A 14,530-nucleotide genomic window follows, 5' to 3' on the forward strand; every position below is an offset into this window, starting at 1 on the left:
CCCGCACGAGACGACCCGCGGGTGCGGGCCGGTCACGGGACGGTCGAACCACCCATACGGGGCCCACGGTAGCGACGGGAGACGCCCACCGCGCGGCGAACGCGCACCTCAGGGCGGGCGCGCACCTCAGGGCAGGCGCGGCGGCGACCGCACGGCCCGCCGAGTTCGGGATGGGAGGATGCCGTCCGTGCGCATCACCCACCTGACCGACTGCTACCTGCCGCTGCTCGGCGGCATCGAGACCCAGGTCGCGCGGCTCGCGCAGCAGCAGGCGGCCGCCGGTCACGACGTCGCGGTCGTCTGCACGACGCCCGCGCGCCCCGGCGCCCACGGCGTGTCGACCGAGCGGGACGGCGACGTCACGGTGCACCGGCTCGCCGCGCGCGTCCCGGGCGGCTACCCCGTGCACCCGCGCGCGCCGCACCACGTGGCGCGGGTCCTGCGCGCCGACCGGCCCGACGTCGTGCACCTGCACATGGGCGTGCTGACACCCTCCACGCAGGCGTCGCTGCGCACGGTCGTGCGCGCGGGGCTGCCCGCGGTCCTCACCGTGCACAGCGTGTGGGGCGGCGCGGAGCGCGCGTTCGCCGGGCTCGACCGCGTGGTCCGCTGGTCCCGCTGGCCCGTGCTGTGGTCGGCCGTGAGCGAGCTGACCGCCGCTCCCCTGCGCCGCATCGTCGGCGACCGGGGCGAGGTCGTGGTGCTGCACAACGGCCTCGACCTCGACGCGTGGCGCGTCCCCCGCACCGAGCGCGCCGGCCGCATGGAGGGCGCAGCCGTCCACGTCGTGGCCGCGACGCGGTTCGCCCCGCGCAAGCGCGTGCTGCCGTTCCTGGAGGTCGTGCGCGACGCCGTCGCGCGCCTCCCCGAGGGGGCGCTCCACGTGACGCTCGCCGGGGACGGCCCCGAGCTGCCCGACGCGCGGCGCTTCGTCGCGGAGCACGGGCTGGGGTCGGTCGTGTCGCTCCCGGGGCGCCTCGACGCGACGGGCCTCCAGCGGCTCTACGCGCGTGCCGACGTGTTCGCCGCGCCCGCCGTCGAGGAGGCGTTCGGCATCGCCGCGCTCGAGGGCCAGGCCGCCGGGCTGGCGGTGCTCACCCGCTCGCAGTCGGGCGTCGCGGAGCGCCTCACCGACGGCGTGGACGCGCTCGTGGCGGACGACGACCCCGGCCTCGCCGACGCGCTCGTGCGTTTCGCGACCGAGGACGGACTGCTCGACCGGATCATCGCCCACAACCGGGACGTGCCGTCGTCGGCGGGCTGGCCGCGCGTGCTCGCCGACGTGGAGCGGGCATACGAACGGGCCGCGACGATCGCCGTGGATCGTCGGGCCCGTCCGTCCCGCTAGGGAGTCACTCCCACTCGATGGTGCCCGGGGGCTTGCTCGTCACGTCGAGCACGACGCGGTTGACCTCGGAGACCTCGTTGGTGATGCGCGTCGAGATGACGGACAGCACGTCGTACGGCAGGCGCGTCCAGTCCGCCGTCATCGCGTCCTCGGACGAGACGGGGCGCAGCACGATCGGGTGGCCATAGGTGCGGCCGTCGCCCTGGACGCCGACCGAGCGGACGTCGGCGAGCAGCACGACCGGGCACTGCCAGATCTCCTGGTCGAGGCCGGCCTTCGTGAGCTCCTCGCGCGCGATCGCGTCGGCGGCGCGCAGCGTCTCGAGGCGGTCCGCCGTGACCTCGCCGACGATGCGGATACCCAGCCCGGGGCCCGGGAACGGCTGCCGCGCGACGATCTCCTCGGGCACGCCGAGCTCGCGGCCGACCGCGCGGACCTCGTCCTTGAACAGCGTGCGCAGCGGCTCGACGAGCGAGAACTGCAGGTCGTCGGGCAGGCCGCCGACGTTGTGGTGGCTCTTGATGTTCGCCGCGCCCTCGCCGCCGCCGGACTCGACGACGTCCGGGTAGAGGGTGCCCTGCACGAGGAACTTCACCTCGGCGCCGTGCTCGCCCGCGTCCTCGACGATCTGGCGCGCCGCGTCCTCGAACACGCGGATGAACTCACGGCCGATGATCTTGCGCTTCGTCTCCGGGTCGCTGTGCCCGGCGAGCGCAGTGAGGAACCGCTCCTTCTCGTCGCGGATCACGAGGTTGACGCCCGTCGCCGCGACGAAGTCGCGCTCGATCTGCTCGACCTCGCCCGCGCGCATCAGCCCGTGGTCGACGTGCACGCACGTGAGCTGGTCGCCCACCGCGCGCTGCACGAGCGCCGCGGCGACGGCGGAGTCCACGCCGCCCGAGAGCGCGCAGATGACGCGCGCGTCGCCCACCTGGGCGCGGATCGCCGCGACCTGGTCCGCGATGACGTTGCCGGGCGTCCAGTCCGGGGCGAGTCCCGCGCCGTCGTACAGGAAGTGCTCCAGCACCGTCTGGCCGTGCGCGGAGTGCTTGACCTCGGGGTGCCACTGCACGCCGTAGAGGCGGCGCTCGCGGTCCTCGAACGCGGCGACCGGCGAGCCGGACGACGTCGCGAGGACCTCGAAGCCCTCGGGCGCGCGGTGCACGGCGTCGCCGTGGCTCATCCACGTGGTCTGGTTCTGCGGCGTGCCGTCGAGCAGCACGCCCGCGGCGCACACCTCGACCTCGGTGCCGCCGTACTCGCGCAGGCCCGTCTGGGCGACCTCGCCGCCGAGCGCCTTCGCCATGGCCTGGAAGCCGTAGCAGATGCCCATGACGGGGACGCCGGCCTCGAACAGCGCCGGGTCGACGAACGGGGCGCCCGTCGCGTACACGGACGAGGGACCGCCCGAGAGGATGATCGCGGCCGGGTCCTTGGCGAGCATCTGCTCGACCGTGAACGTGTGCGGCACGATCTCGGAGTAGACGTTGGCCTCGCGCACGCGGCGCGCGATGAGCTGCGCGTACTGGGCGCCGAAGTCGACGACGAGCACGGGCCGCGGTGTCGAGGCCACCTCGGCGGTGGTGGGGGTGTCGGGAGCGGTGGCGGGTGACGTCACCCGCCCAGGATAGTCGCCGTGCGGCGAGGCTCGTCCCGCGTCTCAGGCGTCGGCGCGCGCGACGGCGCGCTCCAGGACCCGCTCGCGCAGGGCGCGGGCGGCCGCCTCCGGGTCGCTCGCCCCGGTGATCGCGCGCACCACCACGATCCGGGTCGCGCCCGCGTCGAGGACCGCGTCGAGCCGGTCCGCGTCGATGCCGCCGATCGCGAACCAGGGCGTCGCGGGCCGGGTCGCCGCGACGTCCCGCAGCAGGTCGAGGCCGACGGCGGCGCGTCCCGGCTTCGTCGGGGTCGCCCACAACGGGCCCACGCAGAAGTAGTCCACCGCCGGGTCGGCCTCCGCCGCGGCCGCCTGCGCGGCCGAGTGCGTGGACCGGCCGAGGACGGGCCCCGCGCCCAGCAGCGCCCGGACCGCCGGCACGGGCAGGTCGCCCTGACCCATGTGCACGACCGGGGCGCCCGTGACCGACGCCACGTCCGCCCGGTCGTTCACGGCCCACAGCGCGCCGTGCTCCGTCGCGACCCGCGCGACGACCTCCTGGAGCTCGAGCTCGCGCGCGACGTCGAGCGTCTTGTCGCGGAGCTGCACGACGTCCACCCCGCCCGCGAGCGCCGCCCGCAGGAAGTCCTCGAGGTCGCCGCGCTCCTCGCGCGCGTCCGTGCAGAGGTACAGGCGGGCGTCGGCGAGCCGGGCGCGTGCGGCGTCCGTCGCCGCCGGGGCGAGGGCGGCCAAGGTGGTGGAGGTCTCGGAGCTCACCCGCGGGAGCCTAGCCCCGGCGCGTCCGCCGCAGGAGGTACTGTGGCCGACAGCACGGGAGCCCCGCACGGGGCTGAGAGGGCGTCGCCGCCGACCGTCGAACCTGATCTGGGTCATGCCAGCGAAGGGAGCGCACATGAGCCTGTCCGTCCACTCGTCCGCGGGTGGCTCCGCCGTGCCCGGCGAGGCGCGCGACGTCGTCGTCGTCGGGGGCGGGATCGTCGGCCTCGCCGTCGCGTGGCGTGCGGCGAGCGCGGGCATGACCGTCACGGTGCTCGATCCGGCGCCGGGCGCGGGCGCGACGCACGCCGCCGCGGGGATGCTCGCACCGGTGACCGAGGCCGACTTCGGGGAGGAGGCCGCCCTGCGGCTCCACCTCGCGGCCGCTGCGGCGTGGCCCGCGTTCGGCGCGGACCTGCACGCGGCGACGGGGGCGGACGTCGGGCTGCGGACCGCCGGGACGCTCACTCTCGCCTACGACGCGGACGACCTCGCGCTGCTCCGTCGCGTCCTCGCCCTGCACGCGGTGCACGGTCTCGCGTCGCACGAGCTCACCGTCGCCGACGCGCGCCGCCGCGAGCCCTACCTCGGGCCGCGCGTCGCCGGGGCCGCGTGGGCGCCCGCGGACCACGCGGTCGACCCGCGGGCGACGCACGCCGCGCTGCTCGCGGTGCTCGGCCGACGCGACGCCCCAGGCGCGAGCTCGGCCACCGGGGCGCGCGTCGTCCGCGCGGCCGCGACCCGGCTCGCGCTCGACCCGGCCGGGCGCGTCGTCGGCGTGCACGACGACGCGGGCCGGCTCCACCGCGCGGGTGCGGTCGTCGTTGCGGCGGGCTGGCAGTCGGGCGCCCTGCTCGCGGGCGTGCCGGGCGTCGTCGTGCCCACCCGCCCGGTGAAGGGACAGACGCTGCGGCTCGACGCGGGCCCGGACCTCGCGCTGGAGCACGTCGTGCGCGGGCTGGTGCAGGGCCGGCCGGTGTACGTCGTGCCGCGCGACCCGGAGCCTGGTGGGCCGCGCGCCGGGCACCGGGAGGTCGTCGTGGGGGCGACCACCGAGGAGAACCCCGACGACCGCCGCGCCACCGCCGGCGGCGTCTTCGCGCTCCTGCGGGACGCGCGTGCCCTCCTGCCGGGGATCGACGAGGCCGCCCTGGTCGAGGTGACGCCGCGGGCCCGCCCGGCGACCCCGGACAACCTTCCGCTCGTCGGGCCCACGGACGTCCCGGGGCTGCACCTCGCGACGGGCCACGGCCGCAACGGCATCCTGCTCGCCCCGCTCACGGCCGACGCCGTCGTCGCCGGGCTCGGCGGCCTTCCCGGGGACGACGGGACCGAGCCCGGCGGGACCGCCCCCGGGGACGACGTCGCGACCGCCCTCGCGACCGCCCGCACCGACCGCTTCGTCCGCACCGCCACGACACCGAGGTGAGACCCGTGACCGCACCCGCACCGACCGCGCTCGTCAACGGCGAGCCGTACCCGCTCGACGGCGACGTCGACCTGGAGCGGCTCGTCGCCGCGCTCGTCCCCGCCTACGTCGCCGACGGCACGCCGCAGGGCGTCGCGGTGGCGGTCGGGGACGCCGTCGTGCCGCGCGGCGCCTGGGCGACGACCGTCGTCGCCCCCGGGGACCGCATCGAGATCGTCACCGCCGTCCAGGGCGGCTGAGGAGGACCCATGACCACGACCGACCTCTCCCCCGCCACCGCGAGCGGCCCGGCCGGTGTCGACGACCCGCTCGTCGTCGCCGGCACCCCGATCGGGTCCCGCCTCGTCATGGGCACCGGCGGGGCCGCGAACCTGCTCACGCTCGAGGACGCGCTCGTCGCGTCGGGCACCGCCCTGACCACCGTCGCGATGCGGCGCGTCGCCGTCCGTGCCGGCGGCGACGCGAGCCCCGACGCGGGGATCTGGGCGCTGCTCGCCCGCCTCGGCATCCGCGCGCTGCCCAACACCGCCGGGTGCTTCTCCGTGCGCGAGGCCGTGCTCACCGCGCGCCTCGCGCGCGAGGCGTGCGGCACCGAGTGGGTCAAGCTCGAGGTGATCGCCGACGACGTGACCCTCCTGCCCGACCCGGTCGGCCTCGTCGAGGCGGCCGACCAGCTCGTCCGCGACGGGTTCGTCGTGCTGCCGTACACGAACGACGACCCGATCCTCGCGCGCCGGCTGGAGGACGTCGGCTGCGCGGCCGTCATGCCCCTGGGGGCGCCCATCGGCACCGGGCTCGGCATCCTCAACCCGCGCAACATCGAGGCGATCGCCGCCGCGGCCCGGGTGCCCGTGATCCTCGACGCGGGGATCGGCACGGCGTCCGACGCCGCGCTCGCCATGGAGCTCGGCTGCGACGGCGTGCTCCTCGCGACGGCCGTCACGCGCGCCGCCGACCCGGTCCGCATGGCCCACGCGATGCGCCTCGCCGTCGAGTCGGGCCGGCTCGCCGCGGGCGCCGGGCGCATCCCCCGCCGCGAGGGCGCCCTCGCGAGCTCGTCCCCCCAGGGCCGCCTCGACCTCGCCCTCTGACCGAAGACCCGTGGTGGGGCCGACCATGCGGACACAGCCCACGAGCCGCCCTGCACGAGCGGCAGACGCATGCTCGGCATCGGCGCTGACGATCCGGGCTACGGGACGTTGGCCTCCTGGGCCTCCAGGAGGGCGGGGACGCCGCCGACCACGGAGCGCGCGTCGATGCCCGCGGCGCGGGCGACGTCGGCGACGCGGGCCGACCGGCCGCCGACCGCGCACACCACGAGCACCGGGCGGTCGGCCGGCAGGTCCGCGAGCGCCGCGGCGGCGGCGGGGTCCTGCGTGCCGCCGAGGAACACGCCGCTCGGGACGAGCGTCGACCCGGGGAGCGGGCGGACCTGCGCCTCCCAGTCCTCGCGCACGTCGAGCACGTACGGCGCGTCGTCGCCGTGCAGGAGGGCGGCCGCGTCGGGGGCGGACACGTCGCGCGGCGCCGCCTCCGACGCATCGGTCGTCGCCGCCCCGGCACCGGAGGCCACCGCGGCCGACGCCGGAGGCCGGAGCCCGCAGAACGCGGCGTAGGCGTCGTCCCCCGGCAGGAGCGCGACGACGGGCTCGCGCGTCGGGTCGGCGCGGACGGTGAGCTGGCGCCAGGAGAGGTCGAGCGCGTCGTAGACGGCGAGGCGGCCCAGCAGCGTCGTGCCGGCGCCGGTGACGAGCTTGATCGCCTCGGTCGCCATCACGGAGCCGACGGTCCCGCACATCGCGCCGAACACGCCGCCGGTCGCGCAGTCGGGCGCCGCGCCCGGGGGCGGCGGGACGGGGAACACGTCGCGGTACGTGACCCCGCGCGGACCCTGCTCTCCCGGCTCCGCGCTGTCGGGACCCGCCGCGTCCGGGTGCGCGGCGTCGTCGGGCACGGAGAACCGGGGCGCGGCCCAGAAGACGCTGACCTGTCCCTGGAAACGGTAGATCGAGCCCCACACCACGGGGAGGCCGAGGACCTCGGCCGCGTCGGAGACGAGGTAGCGGGTCGGGAAGTTGTCGGCGCCGTCGAGCACGACGTCGTAGCCGCGCAGCACGTCGAGCGCGTTGTCCGCGTCGAGCCGCAGCGCGTGCTCGACCACGTGCACGTGCGGGTTGACGTCCGCGATGCTCTCGCGCGCGGAGTCGACCTTGCGGCGCCCTACGTCGGACCCGCCGTGGATGACCTGGCGCTGCAGGTTGGACGTGTCGACCGCGTCGTCGTCGACGATGCCGATCGTGCCGACGCCCGCGGCGGCGAGATAGAGCAGCGCGGGGCTGCCGAGGCCGCCCGCGCCGACGACGAGCACGCGCGCGGCCGCGAGCCGGCGCTGGCCGTCGGTGCCGACGCCCGGTAGCGCGAGGTGGCGCGCGTACCGCTCGAGCTCCGGCGTCGAGAGCTCGGGACCGGGCGCGACGAGGGGCGCGAGCGGCGTCGTCATGCCGCGTACCGCTCCTCCAGCGCGGCGAGCTTCGCCTCCGCCTCGGCGTGCACCTTCTTCTCCAGGATGAACGACATGACCGGGACGACGCCGGCGAACACCATCGTCGCGAGGCGACCCCAGCCCCAGCGCATCTTGGTCCACAGGTCGAGCACCGTGACGAGGTACACGACGTAGATCCAGCCGTGCGCGAAGGGGATCCAGGACACGTACCGCATGATCCCGTCGACGTCGACGAACTGGCCCACGCCGTACCTGACGATCATCTCGACGCACAGGATGAGCAGCATCACGCCCGTGATGATCGCGAGGACCCGGTAGCGCGCGAGCGCGCCGCGCGCCTTGCGGATCGCGGTGCGCGCCGCCTCCGTGCTGGGGGCCGCCGCGTCGGCGGGGGCGACGACGGGCGCGTCGGTCGGGGTGGCCGGGTCCTGCGTGGTCATGGGAGAGGTCCTCGTTCCGGGCGAGACGGCCGCGGCGGTCTCCGCCGCGTGCGGTGGCGTGACGCAGTCGCCGTGTTAAACCGTCGCCGCGTGTCGGACGCCGAACCTAGGGTAGAACACCGTGCGACCCCTCCCTCTCCCCGACCCGGGGACCCCCGACCTGCGCGGCCCGTCCCGTTACCTCCTCTGGATCGCCCGGCGCCAGTGGACGGTGCTCACGGTGTCCGTGCTGCTCGGGCTCGTGAACTTCGCGTGCCAGGCGTTCCAGCCGTACATGCTCGGCCGCGCGCTCGACGAGGGGCTCACCGCCGGGTTCGGCGCGGAGCTGTGGCGCTGGGCGGGCCTCCTGCTCGCGCTGGGCCTGGGCATCGTCGTCACGGGCGTGACGCAGCACCGGTTCGACATCGCGAACTGGCTGCGCTCGGCGCTCACGACGTCGCAGCTCGTGGGCGACGTCACGGCCCGCTCGGGCGACGCGATCACCGAGGAGCTCCCGACGGGCGAGGTCGTGTCCACCGTCGCGAGCGACGCGATGCGCGTGGGCCAGCTCTTCTCGATGATGGGCCAGTTCCTCGGCGCGCTCGGCGCGTACGTGGTCGTGGCGGTCATCATGCTCTCGACGTCGCTCCAGCTCGGGCTCGTCGTCGTGCTGGGCCTGCCGGTCGTGGCCGCGGTGCTCGCGCTGCTCGTCAAGCCGCTGCAGCAGCGCCAGGCCGCGCAGCGCGAGGCGCAAGGTCGCCTGACGACGCTCGGCGCGGACACGGTGTCGGGCCTGCGGATCCTGCGCGGCATCGGCGGCGAGGGCGTGTTCGTGGGCCGCTACGCGCGGCAGTCGCAGAAGGTCCGCGAGGCCGGCGTGAAGGTCGCGCACACGCAGGCCACGCTCGACGCGCTCCAGGTGCTGCTGCCCGGCCTGCTCGTCGTGCTCGTCGTCTACCTCGGCGCGACGGCGGCCCTGCGCGGCGAGATCACGCCCGGCCAGCTCGTCGCGTTCTACGGGTACGCGGCGTTCCTCGGCTGGCCGCTCCAGGTCGCGACGCAGATGCTCAACATCGCGACGCGCGCCCACGTCGCCGCGCGCAAGATCGTGCGCGTCCTCGCGGTCGAGCCGGCCGCGGGCGCGACCCCGGCCACCGCGCCCATGCCGCCCGAGGGCAGCCCCCTGGTCGACGAGACGAGCGGCCTCGTGCTCGAGCCGGGACGCGTCGTCGCGCTCGTCTCGGCGGACCCGGACGCGTCGGCGGCCGTCGCGACCCGGCTGGGTCGGTTCGACGACGCCGCGGAGGCGGCCACGCCCGTGCGGCTCGGCGGGACGCTGCTCGCCGCGCTCGACAAGCACGCGCTGCGGCGCCGCGTCGTCGTCGCCGAGGCGACGCCGCAGCTCTTCTCGGGCGCGCTGCGCGACGAGCTCGACGCGCGCGGTGCCGCGACGGAGGCCGAGGTGCTCGCCGCGGTGAGCACGGCCGACGCGCACGACGTGCTCGACTCCGTGCCCGACGGCCTCGCGGGCGAGCTGCCCGAGAAGGGGCGGTCGCTCTCGGGCGGCCAGCGCCAGCGCGTCGCGCTCGCCCGGGCGCTCCTCACGGACCCGGAGATCCTCGTCCTCGTCGAGCCGACGAGCGCCGTCGACGCGCACACCGAGGCGCGGATCGCCGCGAGCCTCGCGCAGGCCCGCCGCGGGCGCACGACCCTCGTCGTCACGGCCTCGCCGCTCGTGCTCGAGCACGTCGACGAGGTGCTGCTCCTCGAGGACGGCCGGGTGACGGCGCGCGGCACGCACCGCGACCTCGTCGACCGCGCCCACTCCCCCGCGACCGCGCCGGACGACGACGCGGCCCGGTACCTGCGCGTCGTCGGGCGCTCGCTCGACGACACCCCCGCCCTCGCCCGCACCGCACCCGAAGGAGGCCAGGCATGAGGCTCCCCGTCGCCGACGGCCCCGCCGTCCGCGCCGCCGCCGGACGCCTGTTCGCCCGGCACCGCGGCACGTTCGTGCTCATCGCCGTCCTCCACACGCTGGCCGCGGTCGCGGGCCTCGTGGGGCCGTGGCTCCTCGGCCGGCTCGTCGACGCCGTCACCGAGGGCACCACGTCCTCGTACGTGACGACCGTCGTCGCCGTGGGTGCGGGCGCGGTCCTCGCGCAGGCCGTCCTGCGCCGCTACGCGCAGCGCCTGTCCATGGTCTTCGGCGAGACCGTGTTCGCCGAGCTGCGCGAGGACCTCGTCGAGACGGTGACGTCGCTGCCGCTGTCCACGGTGGAGCGCGCGGGCACGGGCGACCTCGTCGCGCGCACGACGAACGACGTCGACCGCATCCAGCACGCCGTGCGGTTCGGCGTGCCGCAGCTCCTCGTCGCCGTCGTCACGCTCGTGCTCACGGCGGTCGCGGCCGTCGTGGTCGCACCCCTCGTCGCGCTCGCGCTGTTCGTGGGCGTGCCGCTGCTCGTCGTCGTCTCGCGGTGGTACCTCAAGCGCGCGTCGGCCGGGTACCAGCGCGAGGCCGCCGCCTACGCGACGCTCAACGGCACCATCACCGAGAGCGTCGAGGGCGCGCGCACCGTCGACGCGCTCTCGCTCACCGAGCGCCGCCGGGCGCGCGTGCGCGCCGACCTCACCGAGGCGTTCGAGGCGGAGCGGTACACCCTGGGGCTGCGCACCGTGCTGTTCCCGGGCATCGACCTGGCCATCGCGATCGCGCCCGTCGCGGCGCTCGTCTGGGGCGCGTGGCTGCTCTCGCAGGGCCAGACGACGCTCGGCGCCGTGGCCACGGTGACCACGTACGCGTTCCAGCTCGCCGGGCCGGTGTGGAACCTCATCTTCTGGCTCGACGAGATCCAGGTGGCCGCGGCGTCGTACGCGCGCATCGTCGGCGTCGCGCAGGTGCCCGGCGACCGCGCCCCGACGGGCGACGTGCCCGACGGTGACCGCCTCGTCGCGCGCGACGTCGAGTACGCCTACCGCGAGGGCCACCCCGTGCTGCACGGCGTCTCGCTCGACCTCGAGCCGGGCGAGCGGCTCGCCGTCGTCGGGCCGTCGGGCGCGGGGAAGTCGACGCTCGGCCGCATGCTCGCGGGCATCCACCCTCCGACGGCGGGGTCCGTCCGCTCCGGCGGCGTGCGGCTCGTCGACCTGCCGCTCGAGGACCTGCGGCGCGAGGTCGCGCTCGTCACCCAGGAGCACCACGTGTTCGTCGGCACGCTCGCGGACAACCTGCGCCTCGCGAAGGTCGACGCGAGCGAGGCGGAGCTGCTCGACGCGCTCGACGCCGTCGACGCGCGCGGGTGGGCCGAGTCGCTGCCCGAGGGCCTCACGACGGCCGTCGGGTCGGGCGGGCACGTCCTCACCCCGGCGCAGGCGCAGCAGCTCGCGCTCGCGCGCCTCGTGCTGCTCGACCCGCACACGCTCGTGCTCGACGAGGCGACGTCCCTGCTCGACCCGCGCGCGGCCCGGCATCTCGAGCGCTCGCTCGACGCCGTGCTCGCCGGCCGCACGGTCGTCGCGATCGCGCACCGCCTGCACACCGCGCACGACGCCGACCGCGTCGCCGTGGTCGACGGCGGCCGGATCAGCGAGATCGGCCCGCACGACGAGCTCGTGGCCGCGGGCGGCGACTACGCGCGGCTCTGGCACTCCTGGCAGCAGGAATAGCGCCGGACGGTGCCAAGATGGTGCTGATGCCTGACACCACGAGCGCCACCCCGCACGACCTCCCGACCCTCCCGAGCCCCTGGCGGGCACGGGTCCCCGGCTACGCCGACATCGACGCCCTCGTCCGGCTGCGACGCCTGGACGAGCTCCAGGGGACGGGGTCGACGCACGTCGACCCCGCCGGCATCGAGTCCGAGGTCGCGGGGCTGGCGTCGTGGACGCGGCGCCAGCTCGTCGCCGTCGGGCCCGACGACGTCCCCCGCGCCTGGGTGACCGTGCACGACCGCGCCGCCGGGCGGGCGACCGTCTGGGGCTACTTCGACCGCGACGTGCCCGAGGTCGACGCGATCGCCGACGCGTTCTACCGCTGGGCGGAGCGCACGGCGGTCGCGATGGCGCGCCTGCGCGGGGTGACGGCGACGCGCCTCGACGAGAGCCCGTTCGCCGACGACACGCGGCAGGCGCAGTGGCTGACGCGCGCCGGGTACGCCCGACGGCGCAGCTGGCTGCACATGACGCGCCCCGTCGTCCCGGACGAGGCCGCGCTCGCACCGCGCGCCGGGGTCACGGTCCGGCCGGTCGAGCGGCACGAGAACGGGATGCCCGTCGCGACCGACCTCCAGGTCGTGCACCAGATGCTGGAGACGTCCTTCCAGGACCACTTCAACTCCTACCGCGAGAGCTTCTCGGAGTTCGTGCAGCGGCTCCGCGAGGACCCGGGCCACAGCTGGGACCACTGGTGGCTCGCGTACGTGGAGACCGACGACGGCCGCCGCGTGCCCGCGGGCACCGTGGTGTGCTCGTCGATCGCCGCCGGCGAGAGCGGCGCACGGGGCACCTACGTCGAGTACATCGGCGTGACGCGCGCCGCCCGCGGCCGCGGCGTGGCGAAGTCGCTCCTCGCGACGGTGATCGCGGACGCCGCCCGAGACGGTCGTGACCGCGTGGCGCTCGAGGTCGACGCCGACTCCCCCACGAAGGCCGACCAGCTCTACCGCTCGCTCGGCTGGGAGACGGACTACGTCACCGAGTCGTGGTTCAAGGACCTCGACCTCGACGGCTGACCGCCGCCCGGCGGTGCCGGCGGCGTCGGACGCGCACCGGTCGCCGGACGTGCCGGTGCCCGGCCGTCGCGGACGACGACCGGGCACCGGATGACGCGTCGGGCGACCTGACGGAGTCAGGCGACCCGCCGGGACGAACGCGTCAGAAGCACGAGACGTGGATCGCCACCGACGCGTCGGTCGACGTCGCGTAGGCGGTGCCCTGGCCGTCGTAGTCGTACAGCGTGACCGCCGCGCCCGCGCTGTTGCGCGCGCTCTTGGTCGCCCCGTTGGCCGTGAGCGACACGTTCGTCGGCGCGCTCGCCGTGATCTTCGCGTCGCGGGTGCCGCAGTTGTACGGCGTGGTCCTGCTCGCCGCGCTCGCGCTCGCCGCCGGGGCGAGGACCAGGCCGATCGTGACGACTGCCACGGCGAACGGTGCAAGACGCTTCTTCATGGAGTACCCTCGTGTCTCTCCGACCGCCGGGCGACGCCGACCGGCGGACCGCCCGGACACTCTGCCCGGGCGGGATAAGACTGCGGCCCGTACATATCCCGGGCAACCGCTGTGTCACGTCGTGAGACGGGGCATCGTCCCACCCCCGGCCCGGGCCGGGACGCGCGGTCCCGGCCGCGCCTCAGGGGGCCGGTCGAGGTCCGGTCGCGTCGACGTCGGCGGGACCGGGCAGGCCCGCGATCCCGGCGTCCTCCCCGCGGGTGCGGCGCTTGCCGCCCGCCGCCTCGTCGCGCACGAGCCGGACCCACAGCAGGACGGCGAACCCGCCGAACACCCACCACTGGAGCGCGTAGAACAGGTTCTGCAGGTTGAGCCCCGTGCCGCCCTCGATGGTGGGGCGCGGAAGCTGGGCGGGGCCGCCGTCGGCCGCCGACGGCTGCGCCGGGTCCGAGGACAGCAGGACGAGGTACCCCGAGTACATCGGCCCGCCCCACTGGTTGACGAGCTCGCCCGTCGAGATCGCGTCGGTCCGACCAGGGGCGGAGCCGCCCTGCCCGGCCGCCTCGGACGCCTGGAGGTAGCCGGTGAGGCGCACGACGCCGTCGGGCGGGTCGAGCGCGGCGCTCTCCTCGGGCGACTCGACCCAGCCCCGCACGACGGGCAGGACCGGGGCGCCCGAGAGGTCGGCCCACGACGCGCCCTGCGTGCCGTCGTCGGTCACGCGGAGCGGGGTGAGCACGAGGTAGCCGACGCGGCCGTCGAGCGCGCGACCCTCCACGAGGAGCTGCCCCGCCGCGTCGTACTCGCCCTCGACCCAGGCCTGGCGGCCCACGAGCTCGCCGGGGAACGTGGACTGCGGCGGGAGCAGCACGCCGACGCCCTCGGGTCCGGCGGCCTCGAGCTCGGCGGCCTCGTGCTGCGCCGCGAGCTCGGCACGCTGCTGGGCGCGGTCGAGCTGCCAGACGCCGAGCCGCGCGCACACCGCCGCGGCGACGAGGAGGAGCACGAGCAGCCCGACGACCCGGGGCTGGCGGGCGACCGCCCAGAACGAGCGGGGCGCGGTGGGCTCGGGCACGACCCCACGGTATCCGGGGCGCGGGCGAGTCCCCGCATCCGTCCCGCCTCCCGGGCGAACGTCACACGCCGCCCACGGACCTCCGCCGCCGGGGACAACGTCCTCGACCGTGGTTCCCGTCCGCGGGACCTTGGACCTTTTGTGCCGTCGTGGGCGCAGGTCACACCGCCGGGCGCCAGGAGGAATAGTGCAGGCCCCCGGTCGATGGGGTTG

13 protein-coding genes and 1 riboswitch are annotated in these 14,530 nt (G+C 76.1%); of the genes, 7 read left to right on the forward strand and 6 right to left on the reverse strand.

What is annotated here, in order from left to right:
- The first annotated feature begins 187 nt into the window (after positions 1–187).
- The gene (locus ACZ4MO_RS04830) at positions 188–1,348 is read left to right on the forward strand and encodes a glycosyltransferase (RefSeq protein WP_175007884.1); all 1,161 of its coding nucleotides are present in this window, start codon (positions 188–190) and stop codon (positions 1,346–1,348) included.
- A gap of 4 nt (positions 1,349–1,352) precedes the next feature.
- Here the strand turns inward: ACZ4MO_RS04830 and guaA are convergent, their stop codons facing one another.
- Both guaA and thiE read right to left on the reverse strand, forming a co-directional pair.
- Complete coding sequence (gene guaA, locus ACZ4MO_RS04835; RefSeq protein WP_108051671.1) at positions 1,353–2,921, reverse strand: glutamine-hydrolyzing GMP synthase; 1,569 nt, start codon at positions 2,919–2,921, stop codon at positions 1,353–1,355.
- An 87-nt stretch (positions 2,922–3,008) separates the two neighbouring features.
- Entirely contained in the window at positions 3,009–3,722 is a 714-nt protein-coding gene (gene thiE, locus ACZ4MO_RS04840; protein ID WP_499278620.1) for a thiamine phosphate synthase, read from the reverse strand.
- Positions 3,723–3,766: 44 nt separating this feature from the next.
- A riboswitch (TPP riboswitch) is annotated at positions 3,767–3,869 on the forward strand.
- Between thiE and thiO the strand changes: the two genes are divergently transcribed.
- The 3 genes from thiO (at position 3,859) to ACZ4MO_RS04855 (ending at position 6,242) form a co-directional block, all read left to right on the forward strand.
- Positions 3,859–5,151, forward strand: coding sequence for a glycine oxidase ThiO (gene thiO / locus ACZ4MO_RS04845; RefSeq protein ID WP_175007883.1), 1,293 nt, complete (start codon positions 3,859–3,861; stop codon positions 5,149–5,151). Its footprint overlaps the riboswitch before it by 11 nt.
- Before the next feature lie 5 nt (positions 5,152–5,156).
- A complete protein-coding gene (thiS, locus tag ACZ4MO_RS04850; RefSeq protein WP_076405108.1) occupies positions 5,157–5,390 on the forward strand; it encodes a sulfur carrier protein ThiS in 234 nt (77 codons plus the stop codon).
- A gap of 9 nt (positions 5,391–5,399) precedes the next feature.
- Positions 5,400–6,242, forward strand: a complete 843-nt coding sequence (locus tag ACZ4MO_RS04855; RefSeq protein WP_175007882.1) for a thiazole synthase — start codon at positions 5,400–5,402, stop codon at positions 6,240–6,242.
- A gap of 98 nt (positions 6,243–6,340) precedes the next feature.
- Here the strand turns inward: ACZ4MO_RS04855 and ACZ4MO_RS04860 are convergent, their stop codons facing one another.
- Complete coding sequence (locus ACZ4MO_RS04860) at positions 6,341–7,651, reverse strand: ThiF family adenylyltransferase (RefSeq protein WP_175007881.1); 1,311 nt, start codon at positions 7,649–7,651, stop codon at positions 6,341–6,343.
- A complete protein-coding gene (locus tag ACZ4MO_RS04865; protein ID WP_175007880.1) occupies positions 7,648–8,094 on the reverse strand; it encodes a DUF3817 domain-containing protein in 447 nt (148 codons plus the stop codon). Before ACZ4MO_RS04865 ends, ACZ4MO_RS04860 begins: the two co-directional genes overlap by 4 nt.
- 121 nt (positions 8,095–8,215) lie before the next feature.
- On the opposite strand from ACZ4MO_RS04865, the gene ACZ4MO_RS04870 reads away from it, so the two are divergent.
- Genes ACZ4MO_RS04870 through ACZ4MO_RS04880 form a run of 3 tightly spaced genes read left to right on the forward strand, consistent with a single transcriptional unit; the run spans position 8,216 to position 12,806 of the window.
- The gene (locus ACZ4MO_RS04870) at positions 8,216–10,012 is read left to right on the forward strand and encodes an ABC transporter transmembrane domain-containing protein (protein ID WP_175007879.1); all 1,797 of its coding nucleotides are present in this window, start codon (positions 8,216–8,218) and stop codon (positions 10,010–10,012) included.
- Positions 10,009–11,742 carry an ABC transporter transmembrane domain-containing protein gene (locus ACZ4MO_RS04875; protein ID WP_175007878.1) on the forward strand — a complete coding sequence of 578 codons (1,734 nt, stop codon included), beginning with the start codon at positions 10,009–10,011 and terminating at the stop codon, positions 11,740–11,742. Before ACZ4MO_RS04870 ends, ACZ4MO_RS04875 begins: the two co-directional genes overlap by 4 nt.
- Before the next feature lie 26 nt (positions 11,743–11,768).
- Positions 11,769–12,806, forward strand: coding sequence for a GNAT family N-acetyltransferase (locus ACZ4MO_RS04880; protein WP_175007877.1), 1,038 nt, complete (start codon positions 11,769–11,771; stop codon positions 12,804–12,806).
- 142 nt (positions 12,807–12,948) lie between these two features.
- On the opposite strand, the gene ACZ4MO_RS04885 is transcribed toward ACZ4MO_RS04880, so the two are convergent.
- Positions 12,949–13,242 carry a hypothetical protein gene (locus tag ACZ4MO_RS04885; RefSeq protein WP_186810344.1) on the reverse strand — a complete coding sequence of 98 codons (294 nt, stop codon included), beginning with the start codon at positions 13,240–13,242 and terminating at the stop codon, positions 12,949–12,951.
- Positions 13,243–13,423: 181 nt separating this feature from the next.
- Complete coding sequence (locus tag ACZ4MO_RS04890; RefSeq protein ID WP_175007875.1) at positions 13,424–14,317, reverse strand: SURF1 family cytochrome oxidase biogenesis protein; 894 nt, start codon at positions 14,315–14,317, stop codon at positions 13,424–13,426.
- Positions 14,318–14,530 lie beyond the last annotated feature (213 nt).

It is taken from the genome of Sphaerisporangium cinnabarinum, assembly GCF_055567015.1.